This window comes from Vibrio sp. PBL-C16 (genome assembly GCF_034321865.1).
Taxonomy (GTDB): domain Bacteria; phylum Pseudomonadota; class Gammaproteobacteria; order Enterobacterales; family Vibrionaceae; genus Vibrio; species Vibrio alginolyticus.
Window position 1 is genome coordinate 2,020,992 of record NZ_JAXLNY010000002.1, and the last position, 19,875, is coordinate 2,040,866.

18 protein-coding genes are annotated in these 19,875 nt (G+C 43.3%); 10 read left to right on the forward strand and 8 right to left on the reverse strand.

The features are described from left to right. Positions 1-14: 14 nt before the first annotated feature. Positions 15-491, reverse strand: coding sequence for a glycine zipper 2TM domain-containing protein (locus tag UQW94_RS17490; RefSeq protein WP_005378348.1), 477 nt, complete (start codon positions 489-491; stop codon positions 15-17). A 39-nt stretch (positions 492-530) separates the two neighbouring features. On the opposite strand from UQW94_RS17490, the gene aat reads away from it, so the two are divergent. The 3 genes from aat (at position 531) to infA (ending at position 2,236) form a co-directional block, all read left to right on the forward strand. Continuing rightward, positions 531-1,238, forward strand: a complete 708-nt coding sequence (aat, locus tag UQW94_RS17495; RefSeq protein ID WP_005378347.1) for a leucyl/phenylalanyl-tRNA--protein transferase — start codon at positions 531-533, stop codon at positions 1,236-1,238. Continuing rightward, positions 1,235-1,936, forward strand: a complete 702-nt coding sequence (locus tag UQW94_RS17500; RefSeq protein ID WP_005378346.1) for an arginyltransferase — start codon at positions 1,235-1,237, stop codon at positions 1,934-1,936. The genes aat and UQW94_RS17500 overlap by 4 nt, the downstream gene beginning before the upstream one ends. 81 nt (positions 1,937-2,017) lie before the next feature. Then, positions 2,018-2,236, forward strand: coding sequence for a translation initiation factor IF-1 (infA, locus tag UQW94_RS17505; RefSeq protein WP_001040192.1), 219 nt, complete (start codon positions 2,018-2,020; stop codon positions 2,234-2,236). Positions 2,237-2,370: 134 nt separating this feature from the next. On the opposite strand, the gene clpA is transcribed toward infA, so the two are convergent. Together clpA and clpS are read right to left on the reverse strand one after the other, a co-directional pair. Then, positions 2,371-4,638: an ATP-dependent Clp protease ATP-binding subunit ClpA gene (gene clpA, locus UQW94_RS17510; RefSeq protein WP_322142443.1), complete on the reverse strand. Its 2,268-nt coding sequence runs from the start codon at positions 4,636-4,638 to the stop codon at positions 2,371-2,373. Positions 4,639-4,688: 50 nt separating this feature from the next. Then, entirely contained in the window at positions 4,689-5,009 is a 321-nt protein-coding gene (gene clpS, locus UQW94_RS17515; protein ID WP_005378419.1) for an ATP-dependent Clp protease adapter ClpS, read from the reverse strand. A 704-nt stretch (positions 5,010-5,713) separates the two neighbouring features. Between clpS and cspD the strand changes: the two genes are divergently transcribed. Next, the gene (gene cspD / locus UQW94_RS17520) at positions 5,714-5,932 is read left to right on the forward strand and encodes a cold shock domain-containing protein CspD (protein ID WP_005378407.1); all 219 of its coding nucleotides are present in this window, start codon (positions 5,714-5,716) and stop codon (positions 5,930-5,932) included. 185 nt (positions 5,933-6,117) lie between these two features. On the opposite strand, the gene UQW94_RS17525 is transcribed toward cspD, so the two are convergent. Next, positions 6,118-8,343: an NADP-dependent isocitrate dehydrogenase gene (locus tag UQW94_RS17525; protein WP_222712672.1), complete on the reverse strand. Its 2,226-nt coding sequence runs from the start codon at positions 8,341-8,343 to the stop codon at positions 6,118-6,120. Positions 8,344-8,654: 311 nt separating this feature from the next. Here UQW94_RS17525 and UQW94_RS17530 point away from each other — a divergent pair, with 311 nt between their 5' ends. Next, on the forward strand, positions 8,655-9,356 hold the full coding sequence (locus UQW94_RS17530) for a pseudouridine synthase (RefSeq protein ID WP_005387874.1): 702 nt from the start codon (positions 8,655-8,657) through the stop codon (positions 9,354-9,356). Between the two features lie 85 nt (positions 9,357-9,441). Here UQW94_RS17530 and UQW94_RS17535 read toward each other — a convergent pair whose 3' ends face one another. Next, positions 9,442-10,119 carry a DUF2057 family protein gene (locus UQW94_RS17535; RefSeq protein WP_213893678.1) on the reverse strand — a complete coding sequence of 226 codons (678 nt, stop codon included), beginning with the start codon at positions 10,117-10,119 and terminating at the stop codon, positions 9,442-9,444. A gap of 76 nt (positions 10,120-10,195) precedes the next feature. Then, on the reverse strand, positions 10,196-11,227 hold the full coding sequence (locus tag UQW94_RS17540) for a porin (protein WP_182038222.1): 1,032 nt from the start codon (positions 11,225-11,227) through the stop codon (positions 10,196-10,198). Positions 11,228-11,741: 514 nt separating this feature from the next. Between UQW94_RS17540 and dinG the strand changes: the two genes are divergently transcribed. The 5 genes from dinG (at position 11,742) to xthA (ending at position 16,225) form a co-directional block, all read left to right on the forward strand. Further along, complete coding sequence (gene dinG / locus UQW94_RS17545; RefSeq protein ID WP_017634733.1) at positions 11,742-13,817, forward strand: ATP-dependent DNA helicase DinG; 2,076 nt, start codon at positions 11,742-11,744, stop codon at positions 13,815-13,817. Positions 13,818-13,831: 14 nt separating this feature from the next. Beyond that, on the forward strand, positions 13,832-14,617 hold the full coding sequence (locus tag UQW94_RS17550; RefSeq protein ID WP_171344559.1) for a sulfite exporter TauE/SafE family protein: 786 nt from the start codon (positions 13,832-13,834) through the stop codon (positions 14,615-14,617). Next, complete coding sequence (locus tag UQW94_RS17555) at positions 14,614-15,159, forward strand: primosomal replication protein (RefSeq protein WP_222712671.1); 546 nt, start codon at positions 14,614-14,616, stop codon at positions 15,157-15,159. Before UQW94_RS17550 ends, UQW94_RS17555 begins: the two co-directional genes overlap by 4 nt. Beyond that, entirely contained in the window at positions 15,159-15,323 is a 165-nt protein-coding gene (gene rsmS / locus UQW94_RS17560; RefSeq protein ID WP_005378432.1) for a pleiotropic regulatory protein RsmS, read from the forward strand. Before UQW94_RS17555 ends, rsmS begins: the two co-directional genes overlap by 1 nt. A 95-nt stretch (positions 15,324-15,418) precedes the next feature. After that, positions 15,419-16,225, forward strand: coding sequence for an exodeoxyribonuclease III (xthA, locus tag UQW94_RS17565; RefSeq protein ID WP_005378433.1), 807 nt, complete (start codon positions 15,419-15,421; stop codon positions 16,223-16,225). 93 nt (positions 16,226-16,318) lie between these two features. Here the strand turns inward: xthA and UQW94_RS17570 are convergent, their stop codons facing one another. Together UQW94_RS17570 and UQW94_RS17575 are read right to left on the reverse strand one after the other, a co-directional pair. Further along, a complete protein-coding gene (locus tag UQW94_RS17570) occupies positions 16,319-19,042 on the reverse strand; it encodes an ImpA family metalloprotease (RefSeq protein ID WP_322142444.1) in 2,724 nt (907 codons plus the stop codon). 154 nt (positions 19,043-19,196) lie between these two features. Next, entirely contained in the window at positions 19,197-19,874 is a 678-nt protein-coding gene (locus UQW94_RS17575; RefSeq protein ID WP_005378435.1) for an ABC transporter permease, read from the reverse strand. Position 19,875 lies beyond the last annotated feature (1 nt).

Consider the following 19,875-nt stretch of genomic DNA (forward strand, 5'->3'; position numbering starts at 1 on the left):
AAAACAACCTAGGGTTAATAAGTGATATCAACCCTGACTCCATCATCAAAATATAAAATACGAACTTCATCCCCTCGACTAAATAACATATTTTTATCAACATCTTGGATGACATTAATTAGCTTATCACCCTTCACTTTGATGAGTAGCTCAACTAACTTATATTCAACCGTGTATTGGTAATTACTTTGGTTTTGAGCAACTGCGGCACCTGCAAGCGCACCCACTGCCGTCGCGACTTCTCTTCCCGTACCGCCACCAAATTGATTACCGACTAAACCACCGATAGTGGCACCAAGTAGTGTCTTCCAACCGTTACTTTTCGATTGAACAACCTCTTGTTGAGTAATATAACGGACAGAGTCAATCTTCCCGTAAACTACTTCATTAACTGGCTTGGCAACATTTCTTTCATAGGCTGCGTTGGCGACAAGTGGTAAAAACAGTATGATCCCAAGCCATACTTTTACGATATTTCTTAACCAGGTCATCATAAACTCCTCTGACTCCAATGTTGGTAACGACTTCTTATGGCTATTTATTTAACTGAACTCGATGAAACGTTCAACTTTCCCTCACCCTATAAAGCACTCAGCGACCCCAATGGTTTGCTGGCTTTTGGTGGTGACTTAAACCCCATGAGAATCCTCAATGGTTACTATCAAGGCATTTTCCCTTGGTATGGTCCTGGTGAACCTATTTTATGGTGGAGCCCTTCTCCGCGCGCTGTGTTTGACCCATTGCAGTTTAAGCCATCTAAAAGTCTCAAAAAATTTCAGCGTAAACATAACTATAAAGTAACACTCAATTTCGCGACAGAAGAAGTGATTAGACTATGTTCTTCAACACGCCCTGCAGAGGAAACATGGCTCAACGAGGAAATGCAAACTTCCTACATTGAGTTAGCCAAACTTGGTCACTGTCACTCTGTAGAAGTATGGCATGACAACAACCTGATTGGCGGACTATATGGCATCTGCGTGGGCCAACTTTTTTGCGGGGAGTCGATGTTTAGCCTAAAAGATAACGCATCCAAAATTGCATTGTGGTACTTATGCAACCATTTGGCGTCAAAGCAAGGTCAATTAATCGATTGCCAAGTTATGAATTCTCACTTGGCATCACTTGGCGCATTTGAACTTGAGCGTGACGAATTTATGCAAAAACTACTATCTTTAAGAGAAAAGCAAACACTATTTGATGCCTATCAGCCCCAAGTTTTGCAGGATTCAGTATGAGTACGGATATACAACATATTCGAATAGGGTTGACGAATAATCACCCTTGTAGTTATTTGCCTGAACGGCAAGAGCGAGTTGCGGTGGCGCTTGATGAAAGGCTGCATACTGAAGAAAATTACCAGTTGCTCATGGCTAACGGTTTTCGTCGTAGCGGAGATACCATATATAAACCGCATTGCGAGCATTGCACCGCTTGCCAGCCAATTCGAGTCTCGATTCCAGACGTTAGATTATCAAAAAGTCAGAAGAGGCTGCTTAATAAAGCACAGTCTTTACGCTGGGAAATGAAACCTGAAATGGATGAGGAATGGTTTGAGCTTTACAGTCGGTACATCTGCAAACGGCATAAAAACGGCACTATGTACCCACCAAAGCGTGATGAGTTTGCTCGATTTGCTCAAACTAGCTGGCTGACAACGTCGTTTTTACACATTTACGATGAATCAGATCAATTGCTCGCCATTGCGGTGACAGATTTGATGCCACAATGCTCGAGTGCTTTTTATACTTTCTTTGACCCTGACTACGAGTTATCTCTTGGCACGTTAGCAGTGCTTTATCAAATTAAATACTGCCAAGAAAACAAACAACAGTGGCTATATTTGGGATATCAGATTGATGAGTGCCCAGCAATGAGCTACAAAACACGCTTTCAACGCCACCAAAGGCTAGTAAATCAGCGTTGGCGAGGGTAGAATACGCCTCAACTTTACATAATTACTATTTAGCGGCAGAATATAGCCCGCTAATATTGCCTAATTTCTAAAGAGGATTAAATGGCTAAAGAAGACGTAATCGAGATGCAAGGCACTGTCCTTGACACTCTACCAAACACTATGTTCCGTGTTGAACTTGAAAACGGTCACGTTGTGACTGCTCACATCTCTGGCAAGATGCGTAAGAACTACATCCGTATCCTAACGGGTGACAAAGTAACTGTAGAGATGACTCCATACGACCTGTCAAAAGGCCGCATCGTCTTCCGCGCTCGTTAATCTCTGATTTTCGGATGCAATAAAAAACGGAGCAAGCTGCTCCGTTTTTTATTGCACAATTTTTTCCGATTTAATTCAGATAAAAAAAGCGTACGATCTTCTCGTACGTTTTTGCGTTTGTTACCGACTAACGATTAATGCATCGCTGTCTCTTTCTCACTTAAGTATTCAAACTCAAGCGTATCGTTGACCAGCGTTACCTTCACTGTACCGCCGTCAACTAAAGATCCAAACAACAGTTCGTTAGCCAAAGGCTTCTTAAGCTGTTCTTGGATAACACGCCCCATTGGGCGAGCCCCCATAGCTTTGTCATAACCTTTATGTGCTAACCAATGGCGAGCGTCTTGCGATACTTCCATTGAAACGCCTCTCGCATCAAGTTGCACTTGCAGTTCAACAATGAACTTATCAACCACTTGATGGATAACGCTTTCATCAAGGCTGTTAAACCAGATGATGTTATCAAGACGGTTACGGAACTCAGGAGTAAACACCTTCTTAATTTCCGCCATTGCATCGTGACTGTTGTCTTGTTGAATCAAACCAATTGATTTCTTCTCGGTTTCCGCCACACCTGCGTTAGTTGTCATAACAAGAATGACATTACGGAAGTCTGCTTTGCGACCATTGTTGTCCGTTAGCGTACCGTTATCCATGACTTGCAACAACAGGTTAAAGATATCAGGGTGCGCTTTTTCAATCTCATCAAGTAATACGACTGAATGTGGGTGCTTAATAACAGCATCGGTTAGCAAACCACCTTGGTCATAACCGACATAACCAGGAGGCGCACCAATTAAGCGACTTACGGAGTGACGCTCACCATACTCAGACATATCAAAACGAAGTAGTTCGATACCTAGAAGCTTAGATAACTGCACCGTCACCTCTGTTTTACCAACCCCTGTTGGGCCTGCAAACAAGAATGAACCAACAGGTTTGTTGTCTACACCTAAACCTGCACGTGTCAGCTTGATCGCCTCGGATAATGCATCAATCGCATTATCTTGACCGAATACCAACATCTTCATTTTGCTATCTAAGTTTTTCAAAATGTCTTTATCTGAAGAAGAAACCGACTTCTCTGGAATTCGCGCCATTTTGGCAACCATTGATTCGATATCAGCCACTCCGACCGTTTTTTTACGACGGCTTGCAGGAGCAAGACGACTACGAGCACCAGCTTCATCAATGACATCAATGGCCTTATCTGGTAGATGGCGTTCATTAATGTATTTAGCCGACAGTTCTACCGCGGCACGCAGTGCTTTATTGGTATAACGTACTTCATGGTGAGCTTCGTACTTCGGCTTCAAGCCCATCAAGATTTTAGTTGTGTCATCTAATGAAGGCTCTACAACGTCTATCTTTTGGAAACGGCGAGACAACGCACGCTCTTTCTCGAAAATGTTGCTGTATTCTTGGTATGTCGTCGAACCAATACAACGCAACTTACCGCTACTTAAAAGAGGCTTAATAAGATTTGCTGCATCGACTTGACCACCAGATGCCGCGCCTGCACCGATGATGGTATGTATTTCATCGATGAACAAAATGGCATCTTCTTCTTTTTCAAGTTGTTTCAAAACCGCCTTGAAGCGTTTTTCAAAATCACCGCGATATTTGGTACCAGCGAGCAAAGAGCCAATATCTAGTGAATAAATCACGCTGTTTTGAATGACCTCAGGGACCTGCCCTTCGACAATTCTCCATGCAAGACCTTCCGCAATGGCTGTTTTACCAACCCCTGCCTCACCCACTAGTAGTGGATTATTCTTGCGGCGTCGACAAAGTACCTGAATAGTGCGCTCTAACTCTTTATCACGTCCAATGAGTGGGTCGATGTTTCCATCTTTAGCAACTTGATTAAGATTCGTCGCAAAGCTTTCTAGGCGTTCTTCAGAATTAGGCTCTTCAACACTTTCTGAGCTAAACGAGTCTGATGATGAATCCTCACCTGCACCTGATGCTTTAGTAATACCGTGGGAGATGAAGTTAACAATATCTAATCGGGAGATGTCATTTTTCTTCAGTAAGTAAGCGGCATGCGACTCTTGTTCACTGAAGATAGCAACAAGCACGTTGGCGCCTGTTACTTCATTACGACCAGACGACTGTACATGAAAGACGGCGCGTTGTAGTACACGTTGAAAACTCAAAGTCGGCTGCGTTTCACGCGTCTCATCACTATCTGGGATAAGAGGCGTAGTTTGATCGATGAAAATATCGAGTTCGTTGCGTAAAGCGTCAAGATCCGCCTTACAAGCTAGAAGGGCTTCCTTAGCTGCATCATTTTCCAACAATGCAAGTAGGAGGTGTTCGACAGTCATAAACTCGTGGCGTTTATCGCGCGCCCGAGCAAATGCACCGTTAAGGCTTGACTCTAGTTCTTTATTTAGCATAAGTACCTCCCGAAAAAACAACTGGGGTTGTTCGAGCAAGTCTTCTTTGTTTACGCTTGCTCCATAGTGCAAAGTAGCGGATGTTCATTTTCCCTTGCGTACATCGTAACTTGCGCTACTTTTGTTTCGGCAATTTCTGCGCTGTATGTGCCGCAGATTGCCTTTCCTTCATAGTGGACCTGAAGCATGATTTGAGTTGCTTTATCAATATCATGTGAGAAAAATCGCTCAAGCACCTCTATGACGAAATCCATAGGTGTATAGTCATCATTATTGAGTACGACATTGTACAGCTTAGGTGGCTGGACTTTCGTACTTTCTCGCTCCAGAAGATCAGAGTCCGGAGTGACCCATTCAAAATTTTTACTCATGGCAATCTAAAGATATCGTATCAAAGGGTTGATGTTTTCGACCTATAAAAACAATCTACCACAAGCGTGCAGCGCGGTGTAGTGAGTTATGGCACCGAATTCGATCTTTGATCGATAAAAGTTGCTACCTAATATAGAGACTAATGCACGTCTTGATACGGCGCAAATAAAAGATGCTTGTCGATAAGTTACACATTTTTTCTTATAAAAGAACTTTCTATTTATTGCTTTCGGACTATTGCAAACCACCCCATCATCTTCTATCTGGATCACACTTCCTCATTGAGAATACGGTAATTATCACGAAAACTTCATTTTTTATTCAGTCAGAGGATTCTTCTACCATAAGCAACACGGACAGTATGGCTTTTTCAGTATGAACCACTTCATAGGCAAATTGACTAAACTTCTGCGTATATACGAAAAACTGTTTGCAAATTTGTTAATCTCAAAAGTGATTTGTTTTCAATTATGTTTCTGTTTGTTGCTCACTGCTATTGACTGTCGAAATTCATTGACTACAGTGGAAAGTGTCGATGCATAAATCATCATTTTGAAACATCTCTTCTTTAAGTGGTTTGATGAATGTGACTTATCATTGATTTGACGTTTGTTGGCATTCGCTGACAATGGTAGTACCAAGTTAAAGGTATAACTTGGTTGCAGTAACAACATCAGTAAAAAATGCATGAGGGATGTAAAGCATGGCTACAGGTACAGTAAAGTGGTTTAACAATGCCAAAGGATTTGGGTTTATTTGTTCAGATGAAGAAGAGGGAGATATCTTTGCCCACTACTCAACTATCCAGATGGACGGTTATCGTACACTGAAAGCAGGCCAACAAGTCTCTTACGAGATTGAAAAAGGTCCCAAAGGCTGTCACGCGAGTAGCGTCGTGCCTCTTGAAGGCCAAGCCAAATAATTAGAGCGCTGTCGAAATATAAAAATATTGCTCTCGAAACGCCACGTTGATGTTTTGAAGAGAAAAATAAACCCGCCAAGATAGCGGGTTTCTTACTATTTAGAGCACGTGTTACAAAAGGAACATGTACAACGCACTTACAGGATAGGAAACACGCCGAAAACGACGTGTTTTTTAACACTAACTTACTTGTTAATGATTGCGTTAAAGGTTTCGCTTGGACGCATCAATTTAGAAACCAATGCATCGTCTAGTAAGTAGTAACCTCCTAGCTCACCTTTCACGCCTTGCGCATTATTTAGCTCAGCAACGATCGTTTCTTCCTGCTCTGACAGCGCTTTTGCAATTGGTGCAAATTCAGCAGCAAGATCCGCATCATCCGTTTGCTCTGAAAGCGCTTTCGCCCAGTAAAGTGCAAGATAGAAGTGGCTTCCACGGTTATCTAGCTCACCCACTTTGCGTGACGGAGATTTGTTGGTGTCTAAAAACTCACCGGTCGCTTTATCTAGTGTATCTGCTAGAACCTGAGCCTTAGGATTGTTTGTCGCTACACTTAAATGCTCTAACGAAGCTGCAAGCGCTAGGAACTCGCCCAAAGAATCCCAACGAAGGTGATTCTCTTTTTCTACTTGTTGAACGTGCTTAGGAGCAGAACCACCAGCGCCTGTTTCAAATAGACCACCACCATTCATCAATGGAACAATAGATAGCATCTTAGCAGACGTACCTAACTCTAGAATTGGGAACAAGTCTGTTAGGTAGTCACGAAGAACATTACCTGTAACAGAGATAGTATCTAGGCCCGCTTTCATACGCTCTAGTGAGTACTTACAAGCTTCAACAGGAGATAGGATCTTAATCTCTAGACCGTCAGTATCGTGATCTGGTAGGTAGGCGTTTACTTTCTTGATGAGCTCAGCATCGTGCGCGCGGTTTTCATCTAGCCAGAATACAGCTGGAACACCTGTTGCACGTGCGCGAGTCACTGCTAGTTTAACCCAATCTTGGATTGGTGCGTCTTTAACCTGACACATACGGAAGATATCACCTTCTTCAACCGCTTGCTCTAACAGTACGTTACCTGAAGCATCAACAACGCGAACAGTACCCGCAGCGTCTAGAATGAATGTCTTGTCGTGAGAACCATACTCTTCAGCTTTCTGAGCCATTAGACCAACGTTAGGTACGCTACCCATAGTGGTTGGATCAAATGCGCCGTGCTCTTTACAGAAATCAATAACCGCTTGGTAAATACCTGCGTAGCTACGATCTGGAATCATCGCTTTGGTGTCTTTTTGTTTACCATCTGGTCCCCACATTTGACCCGAAGAGCGAAGCATTGCTGGCATAGAAGCATCTACAATAATGTCACTTGGTACATGTAAGTTTGTGATACCACGATCAGAGTCAACCATCGCAAGTTCTGGTTGAGTTTGGTAAACCGCTTGAATGGCCGCTTCAATTTCTGCTTTTTGCGCTTCAGGTAGAGACTCAATTTTTGAGTAAACATCACCGATGCCATTGTTTACATCAACGCCTAGCTCTTCAAACAGCTTACCGTACTTATCGAAAACGTCTTTGTAGTAAACTTTTACGGCATGGCCGAAAATGACAGGGTCAGAAACTTTCATCATCGTCGCTTTCATATGAAGAGACAGCAGCACGTCTTGCGCTTTCGCTTCTGCAATCTCTTTCTCGAAAAATTCAACCAACGCCTTCTTCTTCATTACGGAAGTATCAATGACTTCTTTATCTAGTAATGGGAACGCAGACTTAAGCTCTTTAACTGTACCATCATTACCGGCAAACTCGATTTTGACCTCTGTTGCACCAGAGATAGTTGTAGACTTTTCGCTACCAAAGAAGTCATTGTCTGACATGCTCGCAACATGAGACTTAGATTCTGCTGACCATGCACCCATTGAGTGTGGGTTTTTCTTCGCGTAGTTCTTTACCGAAGTCGGAGCACGACGGTCTGAGTTACCTTCACGAAGTACTGGGTTAACCGCACTACCTTTGATTTTGTCGTAAGCCGCTTTAATCGCTTTCTCTTCGTACGTGCTCGGCTCTTCTGGGTAGTTTGGTAAATCGTAACCTTTCGCCTGAAGCTCTTTAATCGCCGCTTTAAGCTGAGGAACTGAAGCTGAAATGTTAGGTAGCTTGATGATATTTGCTTCTGGAGTTTGAGCTAGTTCACCAAGCTCAGTCAACGCATCGCCAATGCGCTGTTCTTCTTTTAGATGCTCTGGGAAGTTAGCGATAATTCGACCTGCTAGTGAAATATCACGAGTATCTACATTGATGCCAGACGATGCTGTGAATGATTGAATGATTGGTAGTAATGAATAAGTTGCTAGCGCCGGCGCTTCATCAGTGATGGTGTAGATAATTGTAGGTTTTTCTGTAGGCATGAAATTTCCCTATTTTTTAATCAACTTGTTGGCTGATCAACTCAGCGTCTGAGTTGGTTTAATTGACGCATTGCTGCACGTTAGCAGTACATGTCTCCTCACTAACGCCACATGCGGTTCGCACTCTTTGTTGTAGTTTGAAGCTCTAAGCTCTGAATCCATGAGTGCACTGATATAATTAAACAAATAACACGAATTAGTCTATCATTCTGTGCGCGTTTGTTAGTTTTAGGCGCGCAAATCATATCCGATCATGAGAAAACTTAAAACTTTCAAACACAGTTCATTTACATTTTTGCAGGGTAGTTAACATGTCATCTCGTACAGGTCAGGAAAAAGGTCGCAGTCGTAACCAGTCTAAAACGGGCCATTTTAAACACTCAGGAGCTCGCAATGGCTCGAAGACTCGTACTCAGCAAGACCGCCGCCCTAATCGCCCAACAAAAAGCCAAAAGCCCAAAGTGGCCCCTAAAGATCGTAAAGTCATTATTTTCAATAAGCCTTACGATACGCTCAGTCAATTTACCGATGGCGATGGTCGCAAAACGTTAGCGGACTATATCCCAATCAAAAATGTCTATGCGGCTGGCCGATTGGACCGAGACAGCGAAGGTTTGATGGTACTCACTAACGATGGCATCTTGCAGGCGAAGCTAACGCAGCCAAAGTCAAAATCGCCGAAGACTTATTGGGTTCAAGTTGATGGCGCTCCTCAGGAGCAAGATCTTGAAAAATTGAGAAAGGGAGTAGAGCTAAAAGATGGTATGACTCTACCAGCCGAAGTTGAAGTTATTCCAGAACCACAAGTCTGGGACAGAACGCCTCCGGTCCGTTTTCGCGCAAATATCCCTACCACTTGGTTAGCCATTACCATTATTGAAGGAAGAAATCGTCAGGTGCGTCGCATGACTGCGCACATTGGCTTCCCTACTTTGCGCCTCATTCGTCATTCGATGGGTGATATCGTCCTTAACGACCTAATGCCTGGTGAATGGAGAGAAATCTCTCTCTAATAAGCAGAAAAGATAAAAGCAGGCTTAAAGCCTGCTTTTTAGATTCGTACTTTTTCAGTTAAGCCCTACCTAATGAACTAAGGGATTACTGCTCAGCAAGCCAGTTTTTAAAGGCCTCTTTTTCCGCCGGAGACGCCTTCTGGTACATCGTCTTTAATACATCAACCATTGGGCTGTCGTTTGATGCGGCTGTTGAACGGGTATCACTGCTCTCAACTCGAGGCTCGATATCACTTACTGATTGTTGATGCTGATTCACAGTTACATAACTAACGGCAACACTCGCGATACCGCCAGCAATGTTGTAGTTACGAGATTCTTGAGGGTAATTACGACCAATTTGAACACCATCTGACTCTAATACATCTTCGACCAAAGCAATAGGTTGGCCTTTGGTATCCAGTAATTGCCAATCTAGAGGCGAGATGTTGTTTTGCGCTTGGCGAAGAGTTTTAAACTCTGGCAGCTCAAACGTTAGCTTTTCGTTTTCAGCATCAAATTTAGCAACGATTACATCACTGTAAACCGTCTTAAGGTTTTCGTTTGTTTCAAAAGCAGGTTGATATTTGAAGACAATTTGGTTAGTTCCGTCAGGGATCTCAATTGTCTTCTCACTAGAGAAAAGTCCCCCCTCAAGTTTTGGCTTCTCCATGTTGACGGCCAATAACTTCACGTCTTCTGGAACCACTAAAGTCGTTGCAGCATAAAGGTTTGTACTGGCAAGAATAGACAACGCCATTGCCACTTTTAATGATAACTGCATAGAATTTTTCATCCTTATCTTCATAGTAAAAGACCCAGCATATAGCTGGGTCTTACAATATCAAACTGGGTATTGATTACCAGTAGAAACGTGCACCAACACCGAAGTCAGTTTTAGAATCAGTTGCTGCAGTTGTTTTACCAGCTTCTAGCTTATCACCATCAAAATTGTAACCCGCTTCTGCGAATACGCGAGCCCATTTAGAGAACTTGTATTCAACGCCAGCGTAAAATTTAGATTGGTCGCCATCTTTCTTGCCAGATTGGTCAGAAGACGACATTACTAGCTCGTAACCAGAGTAAAGTGTTGTTTTAGGAGCTACAACGAACATGCCTGCTAGAGAGATACCGTGAGAATCGATAGTCTCGTTAGCTGCTTTGTCTTCATTTTCGTTGTAGTAGTACGTAGCACCTAGAGTGTGCTCATCTAGAGCGTATTCAGCAGTTACTTCGAAAGATAGGTTTTCAGTGTTGTTACCTTTAGAAGCAATCTTGTTCTCAGAAGAAAGAACGCCAGCGTGTACAGATAGGTCATTGAAAGACTTACCTACGAATACTTCGCGGATTTCTTCGTTTTGATCTTTCTCACCTAGCGCGTAACCAGCTTTTAGCCAGAATGCGTCATTTTCGTAAGCGTATTTAATTTGAGAAGAGTTGTTCCACGCGTGTCCGTAAAGAAGTGCAGAACCACCGAAGAAGTATGAGTAATCAGCTCCGTAGATGTCATCAGCCCAAGTACCTTCTTTACCAAAACGAAGTGTACCCATATCGCCCATGTCGAAGCCAAAGATGTGACGGCGTACGTATACCGAGTCATCAGTACGCTCGCTTGAATCAGCACCTGCACCGTAGTTGTCACCTAGAGCAACACCGATTTCAACTTCACCCAGAACTTTTAGGTTGTCGTTTACAACGTAAACACCGTTTACACCCATACGAGAAGAGCTAGTGTTTAGCTCTGCAGTGTGGTCTGTGCTGTCTAGGAATAGAAGAGTTGGACGTAGCTGACCGTAGAAATCTACAGAACCTTCTTCAGATTTGAATACTTCAGCTGCGTTCACTGAAGTTGCAGACGCAACTACAGCTAGTGCTAATAGAGTTTTTTTCATAATTAATCCACTGCCTTTTCTTAGTTCGGGATATCCTTGTCCGGTTCCCTTTTTTATATGTTTGAGATAGAGCGTTAACAAAAGGTTATACAACGCCTCCTCAAAATCTGGAGCTAAGAGTGCAAAAGATTATTCTGACTGTCAAATTTTCTAAATGCCAATGTAAAAAAACAAAAATAATATTAAAAAACAATAACTTGTAATACTTATCTTTATTTACTCGACGAACATCTAATCAATCCTCTTGATTTTTCATAATTTATAAAACCGTTAACAATGAGATTTTAAACCCAAAACAGACTCTATGAAACACATAAAATGGAATAAAAAACCACAAAAACATCATATTTAGAGTTTTATATTTTTCATATAATGAAATTAATTTCATTAAGATTAGGTTCAATATTTTTTTGTGAAGGAGATCTACATTCCTTATAAAAGCATTCCGTTTTGTGAACTACTGTACAACTAGTGATGTGTGCTACTATTCGCCTCCAACGCATTTGAGGCCCGTATGCTGACCAGTAACATTCAAAAATCGATTCGTAATAGCTATCAAAACCTTCAAGATCAACTTGATAACTTTGTGCCTAGAAGAGCACAAAACTACCTTGTTGCAGAGATTGCAAAAACGCTGTGCGGTCAGTATCACAAATCTAACCGAATACTCGTTGCAGAAGCAGGGACTGGAATTGGTAAATCGCTCTCTTATCTAATGGCGACCATTCCCGTGGCTGTACATAACAATAGGAAAGTGGTTATCTCAACGGCGACCGTCGCTCTGCAAGAGCAGCTCATAAATAAAGACCTCCCTCTTTTTCGTCGGATTACCGACCGAGAGTTTTCTTTTATTTTGGCAAAAGGCCGTCAACGCTATTGTTGTGCAGAAAAGCTCGCCACTGCTAGCGGTGCTGATGGTGGCCAGTTAGCCATGTTTGAAACCAAACCTAAGCAAAAAGATATAGAGCTGTTAGAAACAATGCATCGCTCTCTTGCGCAAGGTAAATGGGACGGTGACCGTGATTCTTGGCCTAAACCCATCGACGATAAGCTTTGGCAACTGATTGTCAGTGATAAACACAGTTGCAATAACAGTTTACCAGGCCACCGCGGCTGCCCATTCCAAAAAGCGCGCTCAGAGTTGGATAAAAACGATGTCATCATTGCTAACCACTCTCTCGTCATGGCAGACGCAGATTTAGGTGGCGGCGTGATTTTACCTGAGCCAGAAAATACAATATACGTCTTCGACGAGGCACATCACTTACCTCACGTCGCTCGTGACCATGCTTCAGCATCTGCGAGTTTAAAAGGCGCGGCAGCATGGCTTGAGAAGTTAAATCAGTCGATTAGTAAGTTTTCATCACTCGCAGACGAGAAACGCGTAGCTCGATTTCGCAACGACCTTCAAGACGCGGTTCAGAACTTGATACCGGCACTGACTCAATTGCCCAAACAGTTCGACCCAGCTCAATTTGAAGAGGGTATCTACCGCTTCGAACACGGTGAACTACCTGAGTGGCTAGAGAACCAATCCAAAGAACTAAAACAGTTCAGTAAAAAAGCAAATCAGAGTGTGGCAAAAATTGCCGACCTTATTGCGGAAAGAGTAAAAGACGGGGAGCTTGCGACAAGGTTGGCTGAACCAGCGCTTGCAGAGCTCGGTTTCTACATTCAAAGGTTAGAAAACCTAGCGCAAGTATGGCATTTAATGGCTGAACCAACTCGTGAAAAAGGTGCGCCTTTAGCTCGCTGGTTAGAAACCCACCCCGATCGCGAGGGTGATTTCATTGTGAGTGTTTCGCCACTTGAAATTGGATGGCAACTCGACCAACAGATTTGGAGCAGATGTATTGGCGCCATTTTGGTTTCCGCAACGATGCGTGCATTAAACTCTTTCCATTACTTTTGCCATCAGGTTGGTATTGATGGAAAACCAGAATCAGGCACTCAGTTTTTAGCGCTTGCGTCACCATTCGATTACCAAAACCAGGCAGAATTACTCATCCCTGCGATGAAATATGAACCACCAGCGCCTCAATTTACTGAATATCTTATTGAGATCTTACCTAAGTACTTGGAAGACAAGAAAGCCAACTTAGTATTATTCTCATCCTATTGGCAGATGAACCAAGTCGCGAAGGCACTCTCTTCGGAGTTCATAAAAAAAGGCTGGGCGTTGCAAGTTCAAGGTGAAAGCTCACGTCAAGAAATTCTAAAAAAACATAAAAAGTTAATAGAATCAAATAAAACCAGCGTCTTATTTGGCACTGGCAGTTTCTCTGAGGGGCTAGACTTACCTGGCGAATTACTTGAAAACTTGGTGATTACAAAAATTCCATTTGGCGTTCCAACCTCCCCTGTTGAGCAGGCTCATTCCGAATACATTGAGAAAAAAGGAGGAAACCCGTTTATGCAAATAACTGTACCAGACGCAAGCAAAAAGCTGATCCAGAGCGTAGGTCGCTTACTGCGTAAAGAGAGAGATTCTGGTAGAGTAACGATTCTTGATCGACGCCTAGTCACTAAGCGATACGGACAAGCCTTAATCGACTCACTACCTCCATTTAAACGTAAAATAGAATATTAGAAGAATCACCATTTATGGAAATGATTGAGCCAACCATGCTGTTGGTGTTGGCGCTTGTCGCTTTTGTCGCAGGATTTATTGATGCAGTTGCCGGTGGTGGTGGCATGCTTACCGTACCTGCTCTACTTTCGCTAGGCTTGCCGCCTCATATTGCACTAGGCACCAATAAACTTGCCGCTACCTTTGCTTCTTCTACTGCAGCATTTACGTACTACAAAAAACGTCTATTCAAACCTCAATGCTGGAGGCGTGCATTCGTGGCAACACTCATCGGAGCCACATTAGGTACGCTATTTGTAGATGCGATTAGTACGGATTGGCTGGAAAAAGGATTGCCGCTTGTTATTTTGGCGGCAGCGTTGTATACCGTTTTTCATAAAACACCCCACTCTGCTCATCAAAGTCCAATACCCGAGCCTTGCCCAAAACTTCATAAAAAACAGTACATGCAAGGCTTATCCATAGGATTCTACGACGGACTCGCAGGGCCTGGAACTGGGGCTTTTTGGACAGTAAGTTCAATGGCGCTGTACCGGCTGAATATCTTGCTCGCCTCTGGCTTAGCAAAAGCAATGAACTTTACCAGTAACTTTACCTCTTTGATCACTTTTGCATTCCTCGGACATATCAACTGGGTGCTAGGCTTAACAATGGGAGTATGTTTAATGGCTGGTGCTTTTGTTGGCGCGCACTCCGCTATTAGATTTGGTTCTAAATTCATTCGTCCTGTATTTGTTACTGTCGTCAGCATACTAGCCATTAAATTGGCTTATGACGCATGGTTTGTAGGTTTGTCATGAACATTTCTCAACTCCAGGAAAATCTAGAACAAATGGCGAAGCAAGCCGCTGTTCTTGACCGTCAAAGAGGCGAACATCATGTTCCGCTTTTTGATGAGCGTTTATTTGGTTGCCGCTCTCGCTTACTTACTCCTTGCGTAAAAGAAGCAAAAGCCACGCTGGATGCGATTGTGCGTGAGCAAAATGAAGGTAAGCTCACCGCTTTGCGTGCTGAGTACCTCACTGAACGGTTAGTGGCGCAAATCGGTGCGATTCAACGCGAGATTTCTACCACTAAAATTCGTAAGAATGAAATCAAACATAGCAGCCATTTCCGCAAGCCTATCAACGTGCTTTATCAGGAGCTCGCTCAACACCAAGAGTGGGCAAGGCGCTTGCGCGAGATGGTGTTAGAAAAAGAACGTGCTGTCGAAAGCGCTCCGAGTTTTATGCGTGCCAACGCTCAAAAAGTATTACTAGCAACCGAGCAACGTTTAGCGCGTTGTGAAGCAGCACTTCTTAAGCTAGAGAACCAAATTACACATAGGGAAAAACATCAATAATGGCTGACCAACCAACCTCGCCTTTAGATGACGCACCTGAAGAGATCAAACTGGCTGTCGATTTAATCTATTTGCTTGAGAGCAATGAGATAGATCCAGAAGTTGCGCTTAACGCTTTAAAGATCGTGCAAAACGACTTAGAAAACAAATTAAAAGCAAAGTAGCTCAGAGCGTTTCACTCCTTTCACCGAGACTCGTTTTCAGTGCTCTTACACAATGATACTATTCATAAAAAAGTACGCCCCCAAAAGGATAAATAATGAAAGTAATCAGCTTTAACATCAATGGACTACGTGCGCGACTGCACCAACTCCAAGCGCTAATCGACAAACACCAACCTGATGTAATTGGTCTTCAGGAAATTAAAGTTCACGATGAAGCATTCCCGATTGAAGCTGTCGAAGCCATGGGCTACAAAGTGTATTTTCATGGTCAAAAAGCACATTACGGCGTAGCAATGCTTTGTAAGCAAGAGCCTCTACACGTACAAAAAGGGTTCCCGACGGATAACGAAGAACATCAAAAGCGCATGATCATGGCAACGTTTTTAAATGAAAACGGCGAAAAGGTCACTGTGCTAAACGGCTACTTCCCTCAAGGGGATAACATCAGCCACGAAACCAAATTCCCATACAAGCGCCAATTCTATAAAGATCTGATGACCTACCTAAACGATCATCACAATAACGACGAGCAATTGATTGTTATGGGTGACATCAACATCAGCCCTATTGATGCAGATATCGGTATCGGCGAGCCAAACCGTAAACGTTGGCTAAAAACAGGTAAATGTTCATTCCAACCTGAAGAGCGCGAATGGTTGAAAACCTTACTAGACTGGGGCTTTGTGGACACCTTCCGTAAGCTATACCCAGAGGTGAACGATCAATTTTCGTGGTTTGACTACCGTTCTCGCGGTTTTGATGATAACCGTGGCCTACGAATTGATGTCATTTTGGCAACCCCTTCTCTAGCGGAAAAGTGTATTGAATCTGGTATCGACTATGAGCTTCGTGGTATCGAGAAGCCTTCAGATCACGCACCAATCTGGTCAACATTTAAGTAATATATTGCAAAGCTATAAGCGAGACTCAACGCTAAGCTTAATCCAATAAAAAGGGAGACTCAGTCTCCCTTTTTCATACAAATTACCATTTAATCACTGATTCAGCGGCCAAACCGTTTGACCATCAACAGTTATCGGTGTTTGTGCAAATTCGTTCAGACAGTAGCCTGTATTACTACTTGCAAAGTAAGTGAGCGGCATCGGCGGTAGATTCAGCGCCACAACCTGCTGTTTCGCTTTTTCTGTGAACGAGAACCCCCACATATCGAGATAGCTAGTCATATCTCGCTGAGAGATGTAGCTCAGAGCAATAAGCAACCAGTCGTTGTTCGAGATGCTATTTGCTTCTTCCCGAGAGTAGTTGGCAAAACCAATGCTCAATCGTCTCTCATCCCAAAGCGCGTCGTCCGATTTTAAGCGGTTAAACTCACGTTCAATCAGGTGCAAGCGCGCCAATAAATGCCAACCATTTTTAAGCACACCTTCATGCTGCGCCGCCATCATCATTTGAATGTAAACACGAGCGCCCCAACTCCAACTGGTTTGATTTTGCGCAGCCATGTATGCGTTTGGATCCGCTTGAGTTCGGCTAGCTTGCAATAATTCAAACTGGCCTTTGAAATCCAAGCTTTGGCAAGTTGAAACTTTTCCCGTATTCTGGAAGAAACGAGACTTACTGTAATACGAGTAGTAATTGGTCGTTGAATGCCCTTCCCAGCCTGAAAATCGGAATCGACCTTTTTCTAAACCATGACCAAGCTCATGTAAATCACCGTGACCGAGTGGGCTGAATGACCAGTAAGCATCGTAAGGGTTACCCGAACAACCATAACCACACGTCGCTTGGTCAGCGTTCATGTGCTTCACTATATCAATATTGGCGATTTCCCAACCTTGGTTTTGGGCGTATTGAATAATTTCAGGCACTTCATCTATGCCCGGCCCTTGGAAACCTGCCAGCACATGCGGGTAGTTGTGAACATATTCTTCTGTTGCAAGCGCCATTTCCGAAGGGGTAGACCACATTTCATCGTTGACCGACTCCAACATTTTGTCGCGCTTTGAGTGTACTTCAAACCCAGGAGTGATCAGCTCAGCCCAATCGAATAAATTGGCTTCTAACTGTTGAATAAAAGCGTCGTTGTCCTTCTCACTTCTCCAAACTGGATGCTGTGCCACATGATTAAATTTCAGTTCAACCGGAACATCATTTTTGTCAAAGTGAACCTGTACTGGACCACCATAAGGAGAAGTCAGCGTGATGGTTTCACCCGGCTTCACTTCATAGCCGAATGAAGTCAGCAGTTTTGGTCGCGTGTATCCATCTTTGCTGAACTCATGAGTTGCACCACTTCTTAAAGTGTTGATGACAATCTTAGTCGCCACATCATTGCTGTCATTACGTTTAACCGTAAAGGTTTCCCCAGGAAGCGCATACACACCAGCCGAACGGAAGTTACGCTTTGATTCTATATTAATCGTTGCACTGATTCTCTTTATGTCAGGGCTAAACTCACTACGGCTGAAGTTCCCCATATTTGGTTGTTTTGGGTTTACGCTTCGGCTGTTGTATTGCACGTAATCGGCAAAGTACGACTTTAGGAATTCGGTCGTTTGGGTTGATTGTTTGTCCATCGGGAAGACAACCGTTTGACGATAATGATCAGCCAGCAATACCATGAGTTTTTCGTATTGGTAGCCGTTTTGATTAAACAAATCTACTTTTTGTTCATCAAGCTTTTGCAACCAATGGCGAATGCTGTTTGCCCCTGCATAAAATTGACTGTCCATATTCGCAGTGTCAGGGCAGGATTTGTCATCACACTTTGACAAGTCAACGTTGAAATTTTGAGATTCAAAACGAGACAACAGCGCTTGTTGTGTGATGACAGAGTCCGGCACAACGTTCATCAACGATGAAGGTTCCCAGTCGACCAAGCCTAACTTACGCCAATAGTTATCTCCCACATAATCAACATGGAATTTTTCCAAAATGTCTTGGCCAAGATCAGTTAGTCCTCCATCCCAATGCAGGTATAGAACAGGAATTTGGGCTTGCTCAGCGTATTCCAAAGCTTCGAGTACTGGTTTGTTGGTATCTCCAGATTGCAGATGCTGTGACAAGATCAATAAGTTTGGAGTATTGGTTTGCAAGCAGCTAAGTAGCTTCGAACCATCGCATAGGTTGGCCTCGTTAAACGCCAGCTCTTGTGAAACATTGTCTTTCAGCCAATTCCGAGTCGCTTGCTCATCCGGAAAGTAATAAGACTGATCCATTTGCGCGATGACGACGTTTGAAGTAACTCCGCCCGACAACCAAGTGACCAGGTTACTTAACCATTGCGTCATCGCTGCGTTGGAAGAGTCGGGAAAACGTTGTGCCGTTCTAAATGGGTTACTACCTAATAGTGCGTAACGTTGACCATTAGACTTTTCCCCGGCAACGCCAATTGACAGAGCTTGATCTTTGTAACCGCTTGCCATGGCCTTATTGGTCATCAAGATGGTGTCGTTGAAGCCATACTGAGGTGCCAAGATCGCGGCATCATGGGTTGGATCCCAATAAAGACCTGAAAGGCTTTTCGCAATTGCAGATTTGATCGTATTCGACTGCATCTTGTGAGCTTCCACAACCTGACGACTTTCACGAATGAAATCGCTCGGGTCAGAAACGAGCAGTGCATTACCAGTTTCAAGAGCTTGTTGAACTGGAGCTGGCGTTGGTTTTACTTGAGCATTAGGTTGTGATTCTCCCTCTCCCCCACCACATCCTGTGGCTAAGGCGGCAATGCCCAACGATAGAATTGTTTTTTTCATTTTTACTTACTAAACAATGAGTTTACCGAATGTTAATGTAAGTTAATGAATAATAAGAAAGAGTCTTTTACATCGGCTGGAAAAATAGGAATGAAGATAACAAAATTATCAAAAGCAATAGCACCCATTCCGGTGCTATTGCCTCTATTGATAATTAGCTTAAAGGACGCAGATAAGCTAAGAAACGCTTCTCTGCCACTTTGAAACACCACAAGATCATAAACGTCAGTGCCATGTAGAACAGCCCCGCCGTCAGGAAAGACTCAAATGGTGCATAGTAGCGCGAGTTAACTAGACGCGCAGCACCAGTTAAATCCATGATGGTAACGATGCCCGCGACTGCACTTCCGTGCAGCATAAATATGACCTCGTTGGAATAAGCTGGTAATGCTCGACGCAATGCACTCGGCAAGATAATACGTCTGTATGTCATAAACTTACTCATGCCATAGGCTTTCGCAGCTTCCACCTCACCTTTCGGCAAACCATTAATCGCACCACGAATAATTTCTGCGGTGTAAGCCGATGTATTCAGAATAAAAGCGACCAAAGCACAAAACCAAGCGTTCTCCCACAAGGTATCTTTCACAGGGAAAAACTGATCCATGCCGTAGTAAATCAAATACAGCTGAACCAATAGCGGCGTTCCACGGAAAAAGTAAATGAATCCCCAAGAAGGTAAGCTTAGAGCGTAATTGGTACTATTGCGTGCCACGGCTAATGGGATAGAGACACACAAGCCAATAACCAACGCTAATCCCACTAACCAAACTGTTGTCCAAAGTCCCTGAAGATAAGTTGGAAAGCTTTCAATAATCAAAGAAAAGTCCATA